This window comes from Saccharothrix texasensis (assembly GCF_003752005.1).
Classification (GTDB): Bacteria; Actinomycetota; Actinomycetes; order Mycobacteriales; family Pseudonocardiaceae; genus Actinosynnema; species Actinosynnema texasense.
The window spans coordinates 5,879,099-5,900,053 of record NZ_RJKM01000001.1 but is presented as its reverse complement, the minus strand read 5'-3'; the positions used below and the strand labels follow the sequence as shown (position 1 = coordinate 5,900,053).

Annotated in this window: 16 protein-coding genes; all 16 read right to left on the bottom strand. The window is 69.5% G+C overall.

Features of this window, described 5'->3' with window-relative positions; translation table 11 throughout:
* Window positions 1-145: 145 nt before the first annotated feature.
* Window positions 146-4,042 carry a DNA-directed RNA polymerase subunit beta' gene (locus EDD40_RS26020; protein WP_123745264.1) on the bottom strand — a complete coding sequence of 1,299 codons (3,897 nt, stop codon included), beginning with the start codon at window positions 4,040-4,042 and terminating at the stop codon, window positions 146-148.
* A 95-nt stretch (window positions 4,043-4,137) separates the two neighbouring features.
* Window positions 4,138-7,620 carry a DNA-directed RNA polymerase subunit beta gene (gene rpoB / locus EDD40_RS26015; RefSeq protein ID WP_123745263.1) on the bottom strand — a complete coding sequence of 1,161 codons (3,483 nt, stop codon included), beginning with the start codon at window positions 7,618-7,620 and terminating at the stop codon, window positions 4,138-4,140.
* A 470-nt stretch (window positions 7,621-8,090) separates the two neighbouring features.
* Window positions 8,091-9,167, bottom strand: coding sequence for a hypothetical protein (locus EDD40_RS26010; RefSeq protein WP_148088913.1), 1,077 nt, complete (start codon window positions 9,165-9,167; stop codon window positions 8,091-8,093).
* A gap of 9 nt (window positions 9,168-9,176) precedes the next feature.
* The gene (locus EDD40_RS26005; RefSeq protein WP_123745261.1) at window positions 9,177-9,689 is read right to left on the bottom strand and encodes a hypothetical protein; all 513 of its coding nucleotides are present in this window, start codon (window positions 9,687-9,689) and stop codon (window positions 9,177-9,179) included.
* 12 nt (window positions 9,690-9,701) lie between these two features.
* Complete coding sequence (locus tag EDD40_RS26000) at window positions 9,702-10,937, bottom strand: MCE family protein (RefSeq protein WP_123745260.1); 1,236 nt, start codon at window positions 10,935-10,937, stop codon at window positions 9,702-9,704.
* On the bottom strand, window positions 10,934-12,091 hold the full coding sequence (locus tag EDD40_RS25995) for an MCE family protein (RefSeq protein ID WP_123745259.1): 1,158 nt from the start codon (window positions 12,089-12,091) through the stop codon (window positions 10,934-10,936). The genes EDD40_RS26000 and EDD40_RS25995 overlap by 4 nt, the downstream gene beginning before the upstream one ends.
* The gene (locus EDD40_RS25990; RefSeq protein WP_123745258.1) at window positions 12,088-13,257 is read right to left on the bottom strand and encodes an MCE family protein; all 1,170 of its coding nucleotides are present in this window, start codon (window positions 13,255-13,257) and stop codon (window positions 12,088-12,090) included. Before EDD40_RS25990 ends, EDD40_RS25995 begins: the two co-directional genes overlap by 4 nt.
* Window position 13,258: 1 nt before the next feature.
* Complete coding sequence (locus tag EDD40_RS25985) at window positions 13,259-14,317, bottom strand: MCE family protein (RefSeq protein ID WP_123745257.1); 1,059 nt, start codon at window positions 14,315-14,317, stop codon at window positions 13,259-13,261.
* Window positions 14,314-15,342 (bottom strand): MCE family protein, encoded by a 1,029-nt coding sequence (locus EDD40_RS25980; RefSeq protein WP_123745256.1) that lies wholly within the window; start codon window positions 15,340-15,342, stop codon window positions 14,314-14,316. The genes EDD40_RS25985 and EDD40_RS25980 overlap by 4 nt, the downstream gene beginning before the upstream one ends.
* Window positions 15,339-16,667, bottom strand: a complete 1,329-nt coding sequence (locus EDD40_RS25975; RefSeq protein WP_123745255.1) for an MCE family protein — start codon at window positions 16,665-16,667, stop codon at window positions 15,339-15,341. Before EDD40_RS25975 ends, EDD40_RS25980 begins: the two co-directional genes overlap by 4 nt.
* Window positions 16,661-16,822: a hypothetical protein gene (locus tag EDD40_RS41915; protein WP_170185198.1), complete on the bottom strand. Its 162-nt coding sequence runs from the start codon at window positions 16,820-16,822 to the stop codon at window positions 16,661-16,663. Before EDD40_RS41915 ends, EDD40_RS25975 begins: the two co-directional genes overlap by 7 nt.
* A complete protein-coding gene (locus tag EDD40_RS25970; protein WP_123745254.1) occupies window positions 16,819-17,658 on the bottom strand; it encodes an MlaE family ABC transporter permease in 840 nt (279 codons plus the stop codon). Before EDD40_RS25970 ends, EDD40_RS41915 begins: the two co-directional genes overlap by 4 nt.
* A gap of 1 nt (window position 17,659) precedes the next feature.
* A complete protein-coding gene (locus EDD40_RS25965) occupies window positions 17,660-18,391 on the bottom strand; it encodes an MlaE family ABC transporter permease (RefSeq protein WP_236595253.1) in 732 nt (243 codons plus the stop codon).
* Between the two features lie 50 nt (window positions 18,392-18,441).
* Window positions 18,442-19,530, bottom strand: a complete 1,089-nt coding sequence (locus tag EDD40_RS25960) for an ABC transporter ATP-binding protein (RefSeq protein ID WP_123745252.1) — start codon at window positions 19,528-19,530, stop codon at window positions 18,442-18,444.
* 269 nt (window positions 19,531-19,799) lie between these two features.
* A complete protein-coding gene (gene rplL, locus EDD40_RS25955) occupies window positions 19,800-20,186 on the bottom strand; it encodes a 50S ribosomal protein L7/L12 (RefSeq protein WP_123745251.1) in 387 nt (128 codons plus the stop codon).
* 63 nt (window positions 20,187-20,249) lie between these two features.
* Window positions 20,250-20,807 (bottom strand): 50S ribosomal protein L10, encoded by a 558-nt coding sequence (rplJ, locus tag EDD40_RS25950; protein ID WP_123745250.1) that lies wholly within the window; start codon window positions 20,805-20,807, stop codon window positions 20,250-20,252.
* Between the last annotated feature and the right edge of the window lie 148 nt (window positions 20,808-20,955).

Below are 20,955 nucleotides of genomic sequence, written 5' to 3'. Positions count from 1 at the left end.
ACTGCCGGTCCACGTGACCCGCTGGCTCTCGCCGGTCGCGAAGGCACCGCCCGACGCCTCTTCGGGACGGCCGGGTGGTCTGCGTGGAACAGGGAAAGGCCCCCGGAGCGGGAGGCTCCGGGGGCCTTTCAGTCGACTGGCTGCGTCAGCGGTAGTCGCGGCCGAAGTCGTAGTCGTCCAGCGGGACCGCGGCGCCCGTGCCCGTGCCGAAGACGTCCGGCGTGTAGTAGCCGTCGTCGTAGCTCGGGATGGCGTACGCTGCCGCACGCGCTTCCTCGGTCGGCTGCACCTGGATGTTCCGGTACCGGTTGATGCCGGTGCCGGCCGGGATCAGCTTGCCGATGATCACGTTCTCCTTCAGGCCGATGAGCTTGTCCGAACGCCCGTTGATGGCGGCGTCGGTCAGGACCCTCGTCGTCTCCTGGAAGGAGGCCGCCGACAACCACGAGTCCGTGGCCAGCGACGCCTTCGTGATGCCCATCAGCACCGGACGGCCGGCGGCGGGCTCGCCGCCCTCGGCCACCACGGCCCGGTTGCCCGACTCGAACTCCGCGCGCTCGACCAGCGAGCCCGGCAGGAACTCGGTCGCACCCGAGTCGATGATCGTCACCCGGCGCAGCATCTGCCGGACGATGACCTCGATGTGCTTGTCGTGGATCGCCACGCCCTGGGCCCGGTAGACCTTCTGGACCTCACCCACGAGGTGCAGCTGGGCCTCACGCGGACCCATCACGCGCAGCACCTCGTGCGGGTCGGGCGTGCCCTCCAGCAGCTGCTGGCCGACGCCCACGTGGTCGCCGTCCTGCAACGGGCCGGTGGCCGTGTTCGCGAGCCGCTGACGCTTGGACAGCTTCTCGAAGAGGATCTCCTCGGACCCGTCGTCCGGGATGAGGGTGATCTTCCAGAACCGGTCGCCGTCCTCGATGCGCACCCGGCCGTCGACGTCCGCGATGGGCGCCTTGCCCTTCGGCACGCGGGCCTCGAACAGCTCCTGCACACGGGGCAGACCGGTGGTGATGTCGTCACCGGCCACACCACCCTGGTGGAACGTGCGCATGGTCAGCTGCGTGCCGGGCTCACCGATGGACTGCGCGGCGACGATGCCGACGGCCTCGCCGACGTCGACCAGCTTGCCGGTCGCCATCGAACGGCCGTAGCAGGACGCGCACACGCCGACCGCGGACTCGCAGGTCAGCACCGAGCGGACCTTGACCCTGGTCACGCCCGCCTCGACGAGGGTGGCCAGCGCCGGGTCGCCCAGGTCGTCACCGCGGTTGAGCACGATGTTGCCACCGGCGTCGGTGATGTCCTCGGCGATGGTCCGCGCGTACACGCTGGTCTGCGCGAACTCGGCCAGCACGACCTTGTCGCCCAGCCGCTCGCCGACCGTCATGTTCACGCCGCGGGTGGTGCCGCAGTCGACCTCGCGGATGATGACGTCCTGCGAGACGTCCACCAGACGACGGGTCAGGTAACCCGAGTCGGCGGTGCGCAGCGCGGTGTCGGCCAGACCCTTGCGGGCGCCGTGCGTGGCGATGAAGTACTCCAGCACCGACAAGCCCTCGCGGAACGAGCTCTTGATCGGCCGCGGGATGTACTCGCCCTTCGGGTTGGTCACCAGACCGCGCATACCCGCCAGCGAGCGGACCTGGGTCATGTTGCCCGCCGCGCCCGACATCACGATCATGCGGATCGAGTTGTCCTCGGGGAAGTTGGCCTCCATGACCTCGGCGACCTCTTCGGTGGCCTTGGTCCACACCTTGACCAGCTCGTTGTTGCGCTCCGTGTGGGAGAGCTGACCGCGCTGGTAGCGCTTCTCGACCGCGTCCGCGAGCTTCTCGTACTCGTCCAGGATGCCCTGCTTGGCAGCCGGCACGAGCACGTCGGAGATCGCGACCGTGACGCCCGACCGGGTGGCCCAGTAGAAACCGGCGTCCTTCAGCTTGTCCAGCGTCCGGGCGACGGTGACCATCGGGTACCGCTCGGCGAGGTCGTTGATGATCGTCGCCTGCCGCTTCTTGGGCATGACGTCGTTGATGAACGGGTAGTCCGGCGGCAGGACCTCGTTGAACAGCACGCGACCGAGGGTGGTCTCGGCCAACCACGCCTGGCCGGGCTCCCAGCCCTCGGGCTCCTGGCCCTTCGGCGGGTTCTTGTCCGTGATCCGGATCTTGACCATGGACTGCAGGCCCAGGACCTTGCGGTCGAACGCCATCAGCGCCTCGGCGGGCGAGGAGTAGGCCTGGCCCTCGCCGAGGTCGTCCTTCTTGTGCCGGGTCAGGTGGTACAGGCCGGTCACCATGTCCAGACGCGGCATGGCCAGCGGCTTGCCCGACGCGGGCGAGAGGATGTTGTTCGACGACAGCATCAGCACGCGCGCCTCGGCCTGCGCCTCGGCGGACAGCGGCAGGTGGACCGCCATCTGGTCACCGTCGAAGTCGGCGTTGAACGCCTCGCAGACCAGCGGGTGCAGCTGGATGGCCTTGCCCTCGACCAGCTGCGGCTCGAAGGCCTGGATGCCCAGCCGGTGCAGCGTGGGCGCGCGGTTCAGCAGCACGGGGTGCTCGGTGATGACCTCTTCGAGCACGTCCCACACGGCGGGGCGCGCGCGCTCCACCATCCGCTTGGCGGACTTGATGTTCTGCGCGTGGTTGAGGTCGACCAGCCGCTTCATCACGAACGGCTTGAACAGCTCCAGCGCCATCTGCTTGGGCAGGCCGCACTGGTGCAGCTTCAGCTGCGGGCCGACCACGATGACCGAACGGCCCGAGTAGTCGACGCGCTTGCCGAGCAGGTTCTGGCGGAACCGGCCCTGCTTGCCCTTGAGCAGGTCGGACAGCGACTTGAGCGGCCGGTTGCCCGGGCCCGTCACCGGCCGGCCGCGGCGGCCGTTGTCGAACAGCGCGTCGACGGCCTCCTGCAGCATCCGCTTCTCGTTGTTGACGATGATCTCGGGCGCGCCGAGGTCGATCAGTCGCTTGAGGCGGTTGTTGCGGTTGATGACGCGGCGGTACAGGTCGTTCAGGTCGGACGTGGCGAAGCGGCCACCGTCGAGCTGCACCATCGGGCGCAGGTCCGGCGGGATGACCGGCACGCAGTCCAGGACCATGCCCTGCGGGTTGTTGCGGGTCGCCTGGAAGGCGGCCACGACCTTCAACCGCTTGAGGGCGCGCAGCTTCTTCTGGCCCTTGCCGCTGCGGATCGTCTCGCGCAGCACGTCGGCCTCGGCGTCGACGTCGTAGTCACCCAGCAGCCGCTGGATGGCCTCCGCGCCCATGGCGCCGGTGAAGTAGTCGCCGTAGCGGTCGTACAGCTCGCGGTAGAGCAGCTCGTCCGCGATCAGCTGGGCGCGCTCGAGCTTGGTGAAGGTGGACCAGATCTCGTCGAGCCGGTCCAGCTCGCGCTGGGCCCGGTCGCGGAGCTGGCGCATCTCGCGCTCGCCGCCCTCCTTGACCTTGCGGCGGACGTCGGACTTGGCGCCCTCCGCCTCCAGCTCGGCCAGGTCGGCTTCCAGCTTCTGCGCGCGGGCCTCGACGTCGGCGTCACGCCGGTTCTCGACCCGCTTGCGCTCGACCTGCATCTCGTTCTCGAGCGTCGGCAGGTCGTTGTGGCGCAGCTCGGTGTTCACGCCCACGATGACGTAGGCCGCGAAGTAGATGATCTTCTCGAGGTCCTTGGGCGCCAGGTCGAGCAGGTAGCCCAACCGGCTGGGGACGCCCTTGAAGTACCAGATGTGCGTGACGGGCGCGGCCAGTTCGATGTGGCCCATCCGCTCACGGCGCACCTTGGCGCGGGTCACCTCGACGCCGCAGCGCTCGCAGATGATGCCCTTGAAGCGCACGCGCTTGTACTTGCCGCAGTAGCACTCCCAGTCCCGGGTGGGACCGAAGATCTTCTCGCAGAACAAGCCGTCCTTCTCCGGCTTGAGCGTGCGGTAGTTGATGGTCTCGGGCTTCTTGACCTCGCCGAAGGACCACTGGCGAATGTCGTCCGCGGTCGCAAGACCGATGCGAAGCTCATCGAAGAAGTTGACGTCGAGCACGTCTACTCTCTTCCCCTTTTTGGTTCGGTGCTGCTTGGGGTGCTGGTGGCTGGGTCACCGGGGACGCGGGAGGCGTCCCCGGTGACCGGCGAGCGTCAGTTGACGACGTCGTCCACGGAGGGCGACTCGGACCTCGACAGGTTGATGCCGAGGTTCGCGGCCGCGCGCTCCAGGTCCTCGTCGTCGCCGTCGCGCATCTCGATCGCGGCGCCGTCCGAAGACAGCACCTCGACGTTGAGGCACAGCGACTGCAGCTCCTTGAGCAGCACCTTGAAGGACTCCGGGATACCCGGTTCCGGGATGTTCTCGCCCTTGACGATGGCCTCGTAGACCTTCACGCGGCCGAGCACGTCGTCGGACTTGATCGTGAGCAGTTCCTGGAGCGTGTACGCGGCGCCGTACGCCTGCATCGCCCAGCACTCCATCTCACCGAACCGCTGACCACCGAACTGCGCCTTACCACCCAGCGGCTGCTGCGTGATCATCGAGTACGGGCCGGTCGAACGGGCGTGGATCTTGTCGTCGACCAGGTGCAGCAGCTTCAGGATGTACATGTAGCCGACCGACACCGGGAAGGGGTACGGCTCGCCGCTGCGCCCGTCGAGGAGCACCGCCTTGCCGTTCTCCTTGACCATCCGCTCGCCGTCGCGGTTCGGGATCGTCGAGCCGAGCAGGCCCGTGATCTCGTCCTCCTTGGCGCCGTCGAAGACGGGCGTGGCGGTCTTGGTGCCGGGCTCGACGTCGTACAGCTCGACGGGCAGGTTCTTCGCCCAGTCCGGGTCGCCGTTGATGCTCCAGCCCTGCTTGGCGATCCACCCGAGGTGGGTCTCCAGCACCTGGCCGATGTTCATACGACGCGGCACGCCGTGCGTGTTCAGCACGATGTCGACGGGGGTGCCGTCCTCGAGGAACGGCATGTCCTCGACCGGGAGGATCTTGCCGATGACGCCCTTGTTGCCGTGGCGGCCGGCCAGCTTGTCGCCGTCCTGGATCTTGCGCTTCTGGGCCACGTAGACGCGGACCAGCTCGTTCACGCCGGGGGGCAGCTCGTCGTCGTCCTCGCGGCTGAACACGCGGATGCCGATGACCTTGCCGTACTCGCCGTGCGGCACCTTCAGCGACGTGTCGCGCACCTCGCGCGCCTTCTCGCCGAAGATCGCGCGGAGCAGGCGCTCCTCCGGGGTCAGCTCGGTCTCGCCCTTGGGCGTGACCTTGCCGACCAGGATGTCGCCGGGCTGGACCTCGGCGCCGATGCGGATGATGCCGCGCTCGTCGAGGTCGGCCAGGACCTCCTCGGAGACGTTCGGGATGTCCCGGGTGATCTCCTCGGCGCCCAGCTTGGTGTCCCGCGCGTCGATCTCGTGCTCCTCGATGTGGATCGAGGTCAGGACGTCGTCCTGCACGAGGCGCTGCGACAGGATGATCGCGTCCTCGTAGTTGTGGCCCTCCCACGGCATGATCGCGACGAGCAGGTTCTTGCCCAGCGCCATCTCGCCGTTCTCGGTGCACGGGCCGTCGGCCAGCACCTGGCCCTCGTGCACCCGGTCGCCCTCGTTCACGATGGGCTTCTGGTTGATGCACGTGCCCTGGTTGGACCGGCGGAACTTGTGCAGGCCGTAGGTCTGCCGCGAGCCGTCGTCGGCCATGACCGTGACGTAGTCGGCGGAGATCTCCTCGACCGCGCCGGTCTTCTTGGCCACCACGACGTCACCGGCGTCGACCGCGGCGCGCAGCTCCATGCCGGTGCCGACCAGCGGGGACTCGCTGCGCAGCAGCGGCACCGCCTGGCGCTGCATGTTCGCGCCCATCAGGGCGCGGTTCGCGTCGTCGTGCTCGAGGAACGGGATCATCGCGGTCGCGGCCGACACCATCTGCCGCGGCGAGACGTCCATGTAGTCCACGTCGGACGGGTCGATCTGCTCGACCTCGCCGCCCTTCTTGCGGACCAGGACCTTGTCCTCGAGGAAGTTGCCCTCGTCGTCGATCTTGGCGTTCGCCTGCGCCTTGACGTAGCGGTCCTCTTCGTCGGCCGTCAGGTAGTCGATCTGGTCGGTGACCCGGCCGTCGACGACCTTGCGGTACGGCGTCTCGATGAAGCCGAACGGGTTGACCCGCCCGTAGGAGGACAGCGAGCCGATCAGGCCGATGTTCGGGCCTTCCGGCGTCTCGATCGGGCACATGCGGCCGTAGTGCGACGGGTGGACGTCGCGGACCTCCATGCCGGCGCGCTCACGCGACAGACCACCCGGACCCAGCGCCGAGAGGCGGCGCTTGTGGGTCAGGCCCGCGAGCGGGTTCGTCTGGTCCATGAACTGCGACAGCTGGGACGTGCCGAAGAACTCCTTGATCGCCGCCACCACGGGGCGGATGTTGATCAGGGTCTGCGGCGTGATGGCCTCGACGTCCTGGGTCGTCATGCGCTCGCGGACGACGCGCTCCATGCGGGACAGGCCGACCCGGATCTGGTTCTGGATCAGCTCGCCGACGGTGCGCAGGCGGCGGTTGCCGAAGTGGTCGATGTCGTCGACCTCGACGGGCACCTCGGTGTCGCCGGGCTGCATCGTCGTCTCACCGGCGTGCAGGCGGACCAGGTACTCGATCGTCGTGACGATGTCGTCCTCGGTCAGCACGCCCGTGGAGATCGGGGAGGCCAGGCCCAGCTTCTTGTTGATCTTGTACCGGCCGACCTTCGCCAGGTCGTAGCGCTTGTCCTTGAAGAACAGGTTCTCCAGCAGCGCCTGCGCGGACTCCTTCGTCGGCGGCTCGCCCGGACGCAGCTTGCGGTAGATGTCGAGCAACGCCTCGTCGGTGCCCGCGGTGTGGTCCTTCTCCAGCGTCGTCAGCAGCGTCTCGCTGAAGGAGAAGCGCTCGCGGATCTGCTCGGTGGTCCAACCCAACGCCTTCAGCAGCACGGTCACCGGCTGGCGGCGCTTGCGGTCGATGCGGACACCGACGGTGTCGCGCTTGTCGACGTCGAACTCCAGCCAGGCACCCCGGGACGGGATGATCTTGACGCTGAAGACGTCCTTGTCGGTCGTCTTGTCGATCGCGGTGTCGTAGTAGACACCCGGCGAGCGGACGAGCTGGGAAACCACGACCCGCTCGGTGCCGTTGATGATGAACGTGCCCTTGTCGGTCATCATCGGGAAGTCACCCATGAACACCGTCTGGCTCTTGATCTCGCCAGTGGTGTGGTTGGTGAACTCCGCCGTGACGAACAACGGGGCGGCGTACGTCATGTCCTTGTCCTTGCACTCCTCGGTCGAGGCCTTGACCTCGTCGAAGCGCGGGTCGGAGAAGGAGAGCGACATCGAGCCGGAGAAGTCCTCGATCGGGGAGATCTCGTTCAAGACCTCCTCGAGGCCGCCCGTCGGCGCCTCGTCACCCTCGTCGACGCGGCGCTGGAACCACGCCTCGTCGCCGGTGAGCCATTCGAACGACTGGATCTGCAGGTCGAGCAGGTTGGGCGTCTGAAGCGGTTCGTGGATCTTCGCGAAAGAGACTCGCTTCGGCGCTCCGGGAATCCCCGACGTGGAGTTGGTCGCAGCAGTGGCCTTGGTCGCGCGAGAGATCGCCAAGATGCGTCCTTCCAGGGACAGGTAGCTGGCTAGTCAGCGGAACTAGCACGGCTGTCAAGGGTGCGGCGATGCCCGGCAATCCAGCTCTCGGCGAAGGGCAAACGGAAAGAGGGCAGCGCAAAGGAGCAGTCTAGCCACGCGCGCGGCAACTGTCGAGAGGCACCTGGAAGGACCTTTCTCGTGCTCACCGACAGAGTGACCCCGCCGACGCCCACAGTCAAGATGCCACGCGGCGATCACTCCACTGGCGCAAGGCGCGATAACGCGGAGTTACCTCTGTGACCTGCGAAAATACATTGACGTGAGCAACCGTGAACCTTTGGCGGGTGGTCAGACCCCGAAGGGAGATGGTGTCGATTTCGTTCGGTCACTGACCGAAAAGTGTGACCGGGATCACGTTGTGCTGAGGCTTGAAACCGGCTTCGCAGTCCTGAGTGGACGTCCGCCGAGGCCGGCGGGGCGCCCGCCGGTCAGCACTTGGCGGTCTCGGCCGCCTGGTCGCCGGTCTGGCCGAACATCTCCATGTTGTCGACCTTCCACCGGCCGTCGACCTGCTGCGCGCCGACCCGCATCATCGCGATGCCGCCACCGCTCTGGTTGTCGGTCGTGCGGGTGGTGACCTGGTCGAGGAACAGCAGCACGGTGGCGCGGTCGCCGTCGAGCGTGGTCACGCCGCTGGACACGGCCTTCACCGTGACCACGAGCTTCTGCTCGGGCGCGAGCGTGCGCACCGGGCCGAAGATCGCGTTGTACTGGCACTTGGCCTTGCCGACGAGCAGCTCGTTGGCGGCTTGCTCGGTCGCGGAGACGTCGGCGAAGTTGTAGGAGAACGCCTTCTCGACCGCCTCGCGCGCCTGGCCGGCGACCTCGGTCGTGCCCCCGCTGTCCACCAGGGCCTGGTTGTAGCGGACGTCGGCGGCCTGGCTCTGGAACCAGGCGCCGAGGCCGACCAGGAGCGCGGCCAGCACGAGCAGGGAGATGGGGAGGACCAGGCCGGACTCGCCGAACCGGGTCGAGCGGGCCCCCGGGTCGTCGTGCCGGGCGGCCCACGCCTCGGCGTCGGCCGTCGGGCGCGCGGCGTCGTCGTCGGCCAGGACGCTGGGTGCGACGGCCTCGCCGGCGCGCCGGCGGCGGCCGGTCGGGCGGGGACGCGGCGCGGGGTCGGTGTCCTCGGCGTGCTCGGTGTCCTCGGCGGGGTCGGTGCCCTCGGCGGGCTCGATCAGGCCGGTGGCCTCGGTCGGGCGCATGACGTCGCGGTCGGAGGGCGAGCTCTCGGCACCCGGCGACCGGTCGGCCGCGGTCGATCCGGGGGCAGCGGCTTCAGCGGTGGTCGGCTCGGCGGTCGGTTCGGCGGCGGCGGGGTCAGCGTCCGCGTGCTCGGGGCGCGTGTCCTGGGTCGGTGAAACCTCGGGCGCCACCCCGGCGTCGGGCCCGGGTGGGGTCGGCGCGGCGCCCGGGTCGGGGCGTTTGCGCAGGCCCGCGACGCGCGGACGGGTGGTCGGCGTGGTCGGGACCGGGCGGCGGCGGGACGGTGGCACTGACGTCATCTCCTCGGTTCACGCGCCGCCGGCCGCGACCGGCCCCAGCGCGCTGAGCTTCCAACCGGCGTCGGTGCGGAGCAGGTCCGTCTGGTACCGGTTGACCTTCTTCACCGCCTGCCCGCCCTCCGGCGTGACCGTGGTCTCGACGACCGCGATGAGGTGCGCCTTCCCGGCCCGGTCGTCGAGCTCGGTGACGGCCGCGTCGAGCACCCGGCTCACGGTCACCGTCCTGGCGTCCTCGATCTGCTTCTTGCGGGTGGCCCGGCCGTCCTCGATCTCGGTGCGCAGCCCGCCGGTGGACGAGTCCAGCCACCGGTCCAGGTCCTCGTCCACCTTGCGGTAGTCGAGGGTGGTGAAGTTCGCGATCCCGACCTGGCCGACCCGCAGCACCTCGTCCCGCTCGCGTGAGAACGCCACCGAGTCGTTGGACGACGCGCTCCACCACGACACCCCGGCCCACACCGCGTACCCGGCGGCCAGCACCGCGAGCACGGCCGCGACCGGGAGCACCCAACGTCGAACGTCCATCCGTCCCTCTCCTCAGCCCGGCAGCCCGAGCAACTGCCCCAGGCTGGTCAGCAGCGGCGCCTCGGGGGCGGGCTCGCCGGCGGCCGGTTCCCGCGCCGGCTGCGACGTCGCGTCACCGGTCGGGGTGGTCACCGGGACCCCACCGTAAGGCGCGTTCTGCGCGCCCCGCACGCCGGTGGCGCTGCCGGGCGCCAACGCGCAGTAGGCCTGCGTGTTGAAGGCGGCCGGCGTGAGGTCGGTGCCCTGCCGGATCCTGGTGGTGTCGTAGCCGACCGTGCACGGCGGCGGGTCGAACACGTTCAGGGCCAGCCCGAAGTGCGCGCCCGTGCCGTCGCCCTTGGCCACGGAGAAGCCGCCGCCGACGATGATCGGGTAGGTGACGGCGATCTGCTCCAGCCCGTTCAGCCGCGTGACCAGGATGTTCCCGGTGGTCAGCAGGTTGGCCAGCACCACGCCCAGGTTGGGCCCGGTCTCCCGCAGCAGCGCCGACACCTGCTCCGCGGCCTGCGGCGACACGCCGATGAGCCGCCGGAGGTCGGTGTCGGAGTTCTTCAGCTGCTCGGCGAGCGCCCGCAGGTCCGACGAGAACGACCTGATCGCGCCGCCCTGCGCGGCCTGCGTGTTCAGCACGACGAGCCCGCTGTCGATCAACGCCTTGGTCTGCAGCAGGTGCTCCGTCGCCGCCTGGGTGAACACCTTCGTGCTGTCCAGCAGCACCTGCAGGTCCGGTCCGGTGCCGTTGAACGCCAGGTCCAGCTCGTCCACCACGGTCCGCAGCGACTCGGTGGGCACCGACTTGGCGAACGCGTCGAGGTTGCTCAGCAGGGTGTCCACCGGCGGCGGCGTCCTGGTGGCCGAGCGCGGGATGACCGACCCGTCCGCCAGGTACGGCCCGTCGTCGCCGCGCGGGCGCAGGTCGACGAACTGCTCGCCCACCGCCGACCGGTTGGCGACCACGGCCTCCAGGTCGGACGGGATCGACGGCGCGCTCGGGTCGATGTCGAGGTCGACCTCCAGCCCGTCCGCGGTCAGCCGCATCTGCCCGACCCGGCCGACGGCCACGCCGCGGTAGGTGACCTCGGCGTTGGTGAACACGCCGCCGGAGTCGGCGAGCTGCATCGTCACCACGTACCCGGACGAGCCGAACACGCGGCCGAGCCCGACGTACCGCGCGCCGACGTAGCTCACGCCGACCAGCGCGATCAGCACGAACGCGCCGATCTGGAGCTTGATCCGGCCGGGGATCACCGCCCACCTCCGAGCAGTCCGCCGAGCAGGTCGCCCAACCCGGACCCGCCCGACAGGCCGGGCAGCGGCAGGTTCGGCAGGGGCAGCGGCAGCGACGGCGCGTTGCCGTCGACACCGGGCAGCAGGGGCAGGTTCGGCAGCGGCGACTGCCGCGACCGGCCGAGGTTGTCCACGACCGTGGCCAGGTTCAGGTCGATGTCGGCGTACAGGTTCGTGTAGTCGCCCTTGATGGCGTCCACCGCCGAGTCCGGGAACGGGTAGGTGAGCAGCAGCTCGAAGCCGTTGGGCAGGTTCGTGCCCGCCTCGGCGAGCTTCTGCAACGTCGGCGTCAACGCCTTGAGGTCGGCCACCAGGTCGTCCTTGGACTTGTTCACCGTGTCCACCGCGACGTCGGACAGCGCGTCCAGCGACTGGAGCAGCGTGACCAGCTGGGTGCGCTGCTCGCTGAGCACCTTCAGCCCCGGTTCCAGCCCGTCCAGCACGCCGGTGAGCTGGTCGCGCTGGGCGTTGAGGGTGCCGCCGAGCCGGTTGAGGCCGTCCAGCGCGCGGGTGATCTCCCCCTTGTGCGCGTCCAGGTCGCCGACCAGCGTGTTCAGGTTGGTCAGCAGCGAGCGGATCTGCGGCTCGTTGCCCTCCAGGGCCGCGTTCAGCTCGCGGCTGATGTCCTGGAGCTGGGCGATGCCGCCGCCGTTGAGCAGCATGGACAGCGCGCCGAAGACCTCTTCGACCTCGGGGTTGCGGTTGGTCCGCTCGACCGGGATGACGGAGCCGCCCGTCAGGGCGCCCTCTTCGCGCCCCTCGGCGGGCCTGGCCAGCTCGACGTACTTCTCGCCGAGCAGCGCGGACTGGCGCAGCCGGGCGACCGCGTTGCCCGGCAGCTTCACGTCGCCGTTGACCAGCACCGTCACCTCGGCGGTCCAGCCGTCCGCGCCCAGGTCGATCCGGTCCACCCGGCCGACCGGCACGTCGTCGACCTTCACCCCGGCCTGCGGCACCAGGTCCAGCACGTCCTTGAACCGCACCTTCACCTCGTACGGCCGGTCGCCCACGTCCGCGCCGCCGGGCAGCGGCATGTTGTAGACGCCGTCGAAGCCGCCCGAGCCGCAGCCGGTCAGCACCAGCGCGCTCGCCACGAGCACCGCGACCCGCCTCACCGGGGCACCCCCGCGAGCGGCAGGGGCAGCGGCAGCTTGCCCTGGGCGAGGTCCGTCGCGATCTCCTGGGGCGTCGGCAGCGGCACCGCGCCGGCGAGCACCGGCTCCAGCTGCCGGCACGCCTCGGCGAGCACGCCGGGCACCCGGCCCGGTTCGATGCCCTGGACCAGCTTGCAGACCAGCACGATCGGCGGCTGGCTCAGCTCGTTGATGTCGGCCCGCACGTCGAGCGTGCCGGACGCCGCGTTGTAGGCGTTCTGCAGGTTGCCCAGCGCGAGCGGCCCGACGTCGAGCGCCTCGGCCAGCGACGCGCGCTGGTCGACCAGGATCTGGGTGATGCCGGCGAGCTTGTCCACGTTGGACTTGAGCACGGCCCGGTTGTCCTGGATGAAGCCCTGCACCTGGCCCAGGGCCGCGGCCAGCTCGGCCAGCGCGGCGCCCAGGTTCTCCCGCTCGTCGGCGAGGAAACCGGCGACCTCGGCCAGCTGCCGGTTGAAGTCGCGCACCTGGCTGTCGTTGGCGGCCAGCATGCCGGTGAACTTCTGCAGGTTGTCCACGGTGCCGAACAGGTCGTCCTTCGAGCCGGACAGCGTGCGGGTGGCGTCACCGAGCTGCTTGACGGTGTCGCCGAGCGCCTGCCCGTTGCCCCGGAGGTTGGCCGCGGCCGAGTCGAGCAGCTCCGACAGCGCGCCGTCCTCGTTCGCGCCGTCGGGGCCCAGCGCGGTGGTCAGCTCGTCCAGGCTGGCGTAGAGCTCGTCCAGCTCGACGGGGGTGGCGGTGCGCTCACGCGGGATGGTCGCGTTCTCGCCCAGCACGTCGCCGCCGGTGTAGGCGGGCGCGAGCTGCACGTACCGGTCGCTGACCACGCTGGGCGCGACCACGACCGCCTGCGCCGCCGCCGGCACCTTCACCGAGCGGTCGAGCGACATCACCACCTTGACCAGCGCGCCCTGCGGCTCGACCTCCTCGATCGTGCCGACCCGCACGCCCAGCACCCGCACGTCCGAGCCGGGGTAGACGCCGACGGCCGCGCCGAACAGCGCGGTCACCCGGCGGCTGTCGCCACCCGCGAACACCCACCACATCGCCGCCGCGGCCACGATCGCGAGCACGCACGCGATCGCCGCGGCGCGGACCAGGCCGCGGCCCGTCTTCGTGGTCGCCACGTCAGTTCCCTCCCCCGGAAGGATTGGATGCAGCAGGTGCCTGCCCGGTGGAGGGCTGCCGTTGCACGCCGGGAGGGAGGCAGCCCTCTTCGTTGAAGCCGACCACCCCGAGGTTCACCGACGGCGGCAGCAGCCCGCAGATGTAGGTGTCGAACCAGCGGCCGTTGCCCAGGGTGTTGGCGAACACCCGGAAGAACGGCCCCATCAGCGACAGGCTGCGGTCGAGCGAGTCCTGGTTGCGCTGCAGCATCGTGGTGACCCGCTCCAGCTGCTCCAGCGCGGGCCGCAGCTGCGCGGAGTTGTCGGCGACCAGGCCGGACAGCTCCTTCGACAGCTGACGGGTGCCGTTGAGCAGGGCGCTGATCGCGTCCCGCCGCTTGCGCAGCTCGCCCAGCAGCAGGTTGCCGTCCGCGAGCAGCTTCTCGAACTGCTCGTTGCGGTCGGCCAACGTCTTGGTGATCGTGTTGGTGTTGGCCAGCAGCTCCGCCAGCTGCTCGTCGCGCGACGAGATCGTCTTCGACAGCGCCGACAGGCCGTCCAGCGCGCCGCGCACGCTCTGCGCCGAGCCCTGGAACGTCTCCGACAGCACCCGGAAGCTGTCCGCGAGCTGCCCGGTGTCGATCTGGCCGACCGTGGACGCCAGGCCGTTGAACGCCTCCTGCACGTCGTACGGCGACAACGTGCGCTCACGCGGGATCGGCTCGCCCGGGTCCAGCGGCTGCGAGCCCTGCGGGTCCAGCGCCAGGAACTTCTGCCCGAGCAGCGTCTTGATCCGGATCACCGCGGTCGTGCGGTCGCCGACCCAGGCGTCCTTCACCCGGAACGACACCTTCACCTTGTCGCCGTCCAGCTCCACCTCGGTCACCTTGCCGACCTTCACCCCCGCCACCCGCACCTCGTTCGACGGGATCAGACCCGCCGCCTCGGTGAACTCGGCCGAGTAGGTGGTGCCGCCGCCGATGATCGGCAGGTCGTCGGAGTTGAACGCGGCGAGCAGCAGCAGGACGATCACGGTCAGGCTCACCGCGCCGACCGCCACCGGGTTGCGTTCGGTTCTCATCGGCGGCACCTCGGCTGCGTGACCGGCAGAGCCGTGATCGGGATCGGGTCGTTGATGATCGGCGGCAGGGCGACCTGCCCGGTGCCCTCGCACAGGAAGAAGTTGAACCAGGAGCCGTAGGACGCGGTCCGCGACATCGCCTCGATCTTGGTCGGCAGGCGCTGGATGACACCCTCCACGATCGCCTCGTTGTCCCCCAGCGTCTTCGACACCAGGCCGAGGTTGGCGATGTCGTCCTTCAACGGCTGCCGCGCCTGGTCGAGCAGGTCGGCCGTGGTCGTGGTCAGCTCGCCCATGGCGCTGATCGCGTCGCCGATCGGCTCGCGGTCACCCGCCAGGCCCGTCGTCAGCTCCTGCAACGTGGTGACCAGCGTGGACACCTGCTCCGTCCGCGAGTTCACGGTGTCGAGCACCGAGTTGAGGTTGTCGACGACCTCGCCGATGACCTGGTCGCGGCTCGCCAGCGTGGACGTCAACGACGCGGTGTGGCGCAGCAGGCTGTCGATCGTGCCGCCCTCGCCCTGCAACACCTGGATGATCTCGCCGGACAGCCGGTTCACGTCATCCGGGTTCAGCGCCTGGAACAACGGCTTGAAACCGTTGAACAGCACGGTCAGGTCCAGCGCGGGCTTCGTGCGCTCCAACGGGATCACGTCGCCGGGCCTCAGCGGGGACGCGTCGCCCACGCCGTGCTCCAACGAGATGTACCGCTGGCCGACGAGGTTGCGGTACTTGATCGTCGCGGTGACCGACGCGGGCAGCGTGCGGTCGCCCTCCAGCGAGAACTCCACCTCCGCCAACCGCCGGTCCACCACCCGGATCCCGTCGACCTGGCCGACCCGGACACCCGCGATGCGGATGTCGTCGCCCTCGTTGAGCGCGGTCACGTCGGTGAACCGGGCGGTGTAGCCGGTGTCACCGGTGAAGCTCACGTTGGAGATGGTCACCGCGAGCAGCGCGGTCGCCAGGACCGTGATCGCGGCGAACACGCCGAGCTTGATCAGCGGCGCGGCCAGGGACCTCATGCCGTCACCTCCGCGCCCCGGTACAGGGGGCCGAGCAGCAGCGCGGTGAAGCTCGGCATCTCCCGCTCCGCCAAGCCGAACTGCGGCGCGAGCAGCGCGGCCAGGAAGTCCTGCTCCTCCGGCGAGTTCGCCAGCGACGGCACACCGCCGAACGACGACACGACCGTGCCGTCCTCCCGGATCGTCCCCGTGTTCGGCGGCAGCACGCCGTCGGTCGCCGAGCGCGCGGGCGGCGGCGACGCGGAGCCGTCCTTGACCGGGCCCTCCGGCGGGTACTGCGGGAACGGGTCCGGCCGCGGCACGATGTCGTAGCAGCGCGGACCGCGCCGGTCGGCGTACTCCGGGTCGTCCTTGCCGGGCTCGTACTTGCCGCGGTTGGCGGTGATCTCCAGCGTGATGTGCAGGCCGGGCTCGTCCGTGCCCTTGCCGAACACCTCGTCCATGATCGGCTTGAACTCCGCCAGGCCCTTGAGCAGGCACGGGTACTCGGGCGCGTACTTCGCCAGCAGCTCCAACGTCGGCCTGCTGACGTCGGCGAGCTGGATCAGGTTGTTCTTGTTCACCGCGAGGAAGCTGTTCAGGTCGAGCGACGTGGTGGTCAGCGTGCCGTACAGGGCGAGCAGGTCGTCGCGCTGCTCGACCAGCGTGCGGCTGGTGACGGTGGCGTCCGACAAGGCCTGCACGAGGTCTGGCGCTGCGTCGGCGTAGACGTTCGAGACGTCCGCGAGGCGGCTGATGCCCTCCTTCAACGCGGGCAGCTGCGGGTTGAACTCGCCGAGGTAGGAGTCGAGCCGCACCAGCGTCTCACCCAGCGGCCTCCCCCGGTTCTCCAACGCCTGCGACATCGCGGTCAGCGTGGTGGCCAGCTTCTCCGGCTGCACGGCCTGGAGCACCGGCATCAAATCGTCGAGCACGCGTTCCAGCTCGACGGCGCTGCTGGAGCGGTCCTGCTCGATGACGGCGCCATCGGTGAGCGGGTCCTCGCGCTGCGCCGGCAGCACCAGGTTCACGTACCGCTCACCGAACAAGGTCTTCGGCAGCAGGCGCGCGGAGACGTTGGCCGGGATGTGCCTGACCTGCTCCGGTTCCAGCGCGAGGTCGAGCTCCGCGCCGTCACCCGCGGTCCGGATGCCCTTCACCTGGCCGACGACCATGCCGCGGACCTTGACGTCCGAGTCGATCAGCAGCTGGTTGCCGACCCGGTCGGTCTTCAACGTCACCTTCACGACCTCGGTGAACGCGTCGTTGTACAACGCCACCGTGACGGAGAGGAAGAGGGCGATGACCGCGATGAACACGACGCCCAAGAGCCGCCGCCTCACCATGTCGCCGCCTCGGCCGGGAAGAACACGTCGCCCCAGCCCGTCACCGCCTCCGCTGAGGAGAACACGTCGACCGAGCCCGTCACCGCCTCCGCTGAGGAGAACACGTCGACCGAGCCCGTCACCGCCTCCGCTGAGAAGAACACGTCGGCGGTCATCCCGCGATCCTCACCGTCGTCGTAGTGCCCCAGATCGCCATGCTGAGGAAGAAGTCCAACAAGCTCGTCGTCACGATCGCCGTGCGCACCGCCCGACCCACCGCGATGCCCACGCCCGCCGGGCCGCCGCTGGCGCGGTAGCCGTAGTAGCAGTGGGTCAGGATGATCACCACGGCGAAGACGAGCACCTTGCCGAACGACCAGAGCACGTCCACCGGCGGTAGGAACAGGTTGAAGTAGTGGTCGTACGTGCCCGCCGACTGCCCGTAGAACTCGACCGTGATGAACCTGGCCGCCAGGTACGACGTGAGCAGACCGATCACGTACAGCGGGATGATCGCGACGAAACCCGCGATGATCCGCGTGGTCACCAGGTACGGCAGGCTGGGGATGCCCATGACCTCCAACGCGTCGATCTCCTCGGAGATCCGCATCGCACCCAGCTGCGCGGTGAAACCCGAGCCGACGGTCGCGCTCAACGCCAAGCCCGCGACCAGCGGCGCGATCTCACGGGTGTTGAAGTACGCGGACACGAAGCCCGCGAACGCCGACGTGCCGATCTGGTTCAACGCGGTGAAGCCCTGCAGGCCGACGACCGTGCCGGTGAACACCGACAGGCCCACCATCACGCCGATCGTGCCGCCGATGACGGCCAGCGCGCCCGAGCCGAAGCTCACCTCGGCCAGCAGCCGCAGCGTCTCGCGCAGGTAGCGGGTCAGCGTCCGCGGCGTCCAGCACAGGGCGCGGACGTAGAACCACAGCTGGTCGCCGAAGGTGTCCAGCACGGACAGCGGCGCGTTCGCCGCCTTGCGGAACCGGTCGTTGATCGCGGCCACCTCAGCTCCCCTTCGCCGGGACGACCTGCAGGTAGATCGTGGTCAGCACGAAGTTCACGAAGAACAGCAGCAGGAACGTGATGACCACGGCCTGGTTGACCGCGTCACCCACGCCCTTCGGCCCGCCCGCCGGGTTCAGACCCCGGTAAGCGGCCACGATGCCCGCGATGAACCCGAAGATCAGCGCCTTGATCTCGGAGATCCACAGGTCCGGCAGCTGCGCCAGGGCGCTGAAGCTCGCCAGGTACGCGCCGGGCGTGCCGTCCTGCAGGATCACGTTGAAGAAGTAGCCGCCCATCACGCCGACCACGCTCACCATGCCGTTGAGCAGCACGGACACCAGCATCGCGGCCAGCACCCGCGGCACGACCAGGCGGTGGACCGGCGAGACGCCGAGCACCTCCATCGCGTCGATCTCCTCGCGGATCTTGCGCGAACCGAGGTCCGCGCAGATCGCGCTGCCACCCGCGCCCGCGATGAGCAGGGCCGTCACGATCGGGCTGGCCTGCTGGATGATCGCCAGCACGCTGGCCGCGCCGGTGAACGACTGCGCGCCGATCTGCCTGGTCAGCGAACCGATCTGCAACGCGATGACCGCGCCGAACGGGATCGACACCAGGGCCGTCGGCAGCACCGTCACGCTCACCACGAACCAGCACTGCTGGATGAACTCCCGCAGCTGGAACGGCCGCCGGAACGTGTTGCGCACGACGTCGATGGCCAGCGCGAACATGCGCCCCGTCTCGCGCAGCGCGCCGACACCGGGGAACGTCGCCGGTGAGCTCACAGCACGCCCCCCTGCCGGGGCCACGGGCTGGGCGTGACCCGGTCGACCGCGACCGGGCCCGTCCGGTCGCCCGCGTCGGCCATCAGCCGGTAGTGGCGCTGCTCGTCGGGCGTGAGGCTGGCGATGATGCCCTGCTGCGCCTCGGGCGGCAGCGTGTGCAGGATGCTCATCACCCGGTCCTTGCGCCGGCGCACCGCGCCGCGCGGCGGCAGGCCGGGCGTCGGTTCCAGCTGCGGCACCACGCCGCGCACGTCCTCGTCCGGCGGGCCGTCCGCGTGGCCCGCGTCGCGGTGCGCCAGCTCGGCGGCCATCGTCGCCTGGTCCTTCTCCTCCGACATGCCGATCGGGCCGATGCGGCGGCCGTTGAGGAACTGCTCCACCACCGGCTCGTCGCTGGTCAGCAGCACCTCGCGGGGACCGAACATGACCAGTTCGCGGCGGAACAGCATGCCGAGGTTGTCCGGGACCGTGCGGGCCACGGTGATGTTGTGCGTGACGATCAGGATCGTCGCGTCGATCTGCGAGTTCAGGTCGATGAGGAGCTGGCTGAGGTAGGCCGTGCGGACCGGGTCGAGGCCGGAGTCCGGCTCGTCGCACAGGATGATCTCGGGGTCCAGCACGAGGGCGCGGGCGAGGCCGGCGCGCTTGCGCATACCGCCGGAGATCTCGCCGGGCAGCTTCTTCTCCGCGCCGACGAGGCCGACCATCTCCATCTTCTCGAGCACGATCCGCCGGACCTCGGCCTCGGTCTTGCGGGTGTGCTCGCGCAGCGGGAAGGCGACGTTGTCGAAGAGGTTCATCGAGCCGAAAAGCGCGCCGTCCTGGAACAGGACGCCGAACAGCTTCCGGATCTCGTAGAGCTTGTGCTCGGAGCAGCGGACCAGGTCCACGCCATTGATGACGATCTTGCCCTGCTCGGGTTTCAGCAGGCCGACCAGGGACTTCAGGAAGACCGACTTGCCCGTGCCCGACGGGCCGAGCATCACGCTGACCTCACCCGGCGGGAGGGTGAGCGTGACGTCCCGCCAGATGGTCTGCTTGCCGAAGGACTTGGTCAGGCCCTCGACGACCACCTCGACGCCCATCGCACCTCCAGGTCAGCGGCCCGCTTCGCCCGACGCCGGACAGGCCGGCGTCATACCGGTGCAACGAGGCCGCCCCGTCGTGGTTACTCACCAGTTGGGTTAATGCGGGTCTCGGGTGGGTAACGGTGTGAGCGGCGCCCTGCCGTCGGCCCTCCCAGGTCCCGATGGTGGGCCACCCACGACGACGTGGTCAAGATCACGAGCCCTGGACAGCACGAAGGCGGGCACCCGGATCGGGTGCCCGCCTTCGAGGCAGCGGTAGCGCTAGATCACTTGAGCGAGATCTTGGCGCCGGCGGCCTCGAGCTTCTCCTTGGCGGCGTCGGCGACGTCCTTCGCCACGTTCTCCAGCAGCGGCTTCGGAGCGGACTCGACCAGCTCCTTGGCCTCCTTCAGGCCCAGGCCCGAGACGACCTCGCGGACGACCTTGATGACCTGGATCTTCTTGTCGCCGGCGCCCTCGAGGACGACGGTGAACTCGTCCTTCTCCTCCACCTCGGCGGCGGCGGGGCCGGCCGGACCGGCAGCGGCGACCGCGACCGGAGCGGCGGCGGTGACCTCGAAGGTGGTCTCGAACTCCTTCACGAAGGCCGAGAGCTCCAGGAGGGTCATTTCCTTGAACGCGTCGAGCAGCTCGTCGGTGCTGAGCTTCGCCATGATGGCGGTCCTTTCTCTTTCAACGCCCGAACTGCGGCCGGGACGCGGAGTGTCTGGGTGTGATCAGCTTTCGGCGGGAGCGTCGGACTCGGCGGCGGCAGGCGCCTCCGCGGCCTTCTTCTCCTGCAGGGCAGCAGCCAGGCGAGCGACCTGGGAAGCGGGGGCCTGGAACAGACCCGCGGCCTTCGACAGGTTGCCCTTCATCGCGCCCGCCAGCTTGGCGAGCAGCACCTCACGGGTCTCGAGGTCCGCGATGGCGGTGACCTCGTCGACCGAGAGGGGGCGGCCGTCCATGTAGCCGCCCTTGATGACCAGGGCCTTGTTGTCCTTCGCGAAGTCACGCAGGGCCTTGGCCGCGTCGACCGGTTCGCCTTCGACGAAGGCGATCGCGGTCGGACCGACGAGCAGGGCCTCGAGACCCTCGATGCCCGCGTCCTCAGCGGCACGCTTGACCAGCGTGTTCTTCGCAACGGTGTACGTGGTGCCCGCGCCGAGAGCGCGACGCAGCGTGGTGAGCTGCGCCATGGAGAGGCCGCGGTACTCGGTCACGACAGCGGCCGAGCTTCCACGGAACTTGTCCGTGAGCTCGGCGACGGCCGAAACCTTGCTGGGCTTCGCCATGATCGCCTCCTCTCTGGGCTGGTGACACGCCGGTCGAGTGCGATCAGGCCGCGCAATGCAAAAACGCCCCGGCGCAGCAGCACGGGGCGTGACGGGCGTGCGAGCACGCCTGGGTCTTCCTCGTTCTCCTGCGCGGGCCGCCCGCTTC

Excerpts from the sequence above, each read along its gene's own strand:
- EDD40_RS26010 (WP_148088913.1), bottom strand. The coding sequence starts at position 9,167 with ATGACGTCAGTGCCACCGTCCCGCCGCCGCCCGGTCCCGACCACGCCG.
- EDD40_RS26005 (WP_123745261.1), bottom strand. The coding sequence starts at position 9,689 with ATGGACGTTCGACGTTGGGTGCTCCCGGTCGCGGCCGTGCTCGCGGTG.
- EDD40_RS25985 (WP_123745257.1), bottom strand. The coding sequence starts at position 14,317 with ATGAGAACCGAACGCAACCCGGTGGCGGTCGGCGCGGTGAGCCTGACC.
- EDD40_RS25980 (WP_123745256.1), bottom strand. The coding sequence starts at position 15,342 with ATGAGGTCCCTGGCCGCGCCGCTGATCAAGCTCGGCGTGTTCGCCGCG.
- EDD40_RS25975 (WP_123745255.1), bottom strand. The coding sequence starts at position 16,667 with ATGGTGAGGCGGCGGCTCTTGGGCGTCGTGTTCATCGCGGTCATCGCC.
- EDD40_RS41915 (WP_170185198.1), bottom strand. The coding sequence starts at position 16,822 with ATGACCGCCGACGTGTTCTTCTCAGCGGAGGCGGTGACGGGCTCGGTC.
- EDD40_RS25965 (WP_236595253.1), bottom strand. The coding sequence starts at position 18,391 with ATGTTCGCGCTGGCCATCGACGTCGTGCGCAACACGTTCCGGCGGCCG.
- EDD40_RS25960 (WP_123745252.1), bottom strand. The coding sequence starts at position 19,530 with ATGGGCGTCGAGGTGGTCGTCGAGGGCCTGACCAAGTCCTTCGGCAAG.
- rplL (WP_123745251.1), bottom strand. The coding sequence starts at position 20,186 with ATGGCGAAGCTCAGCACCGACGAGCTGCTCGACGCGTTCAAGGAAATG.
- rplJ (WP_123745250.1), bottom strand. The coding sequence starts at position 20,807 with ATGGCGAAGCCCAGCAAGGTTTCGGCCGTCGCCGAGCTCACGGACAAG.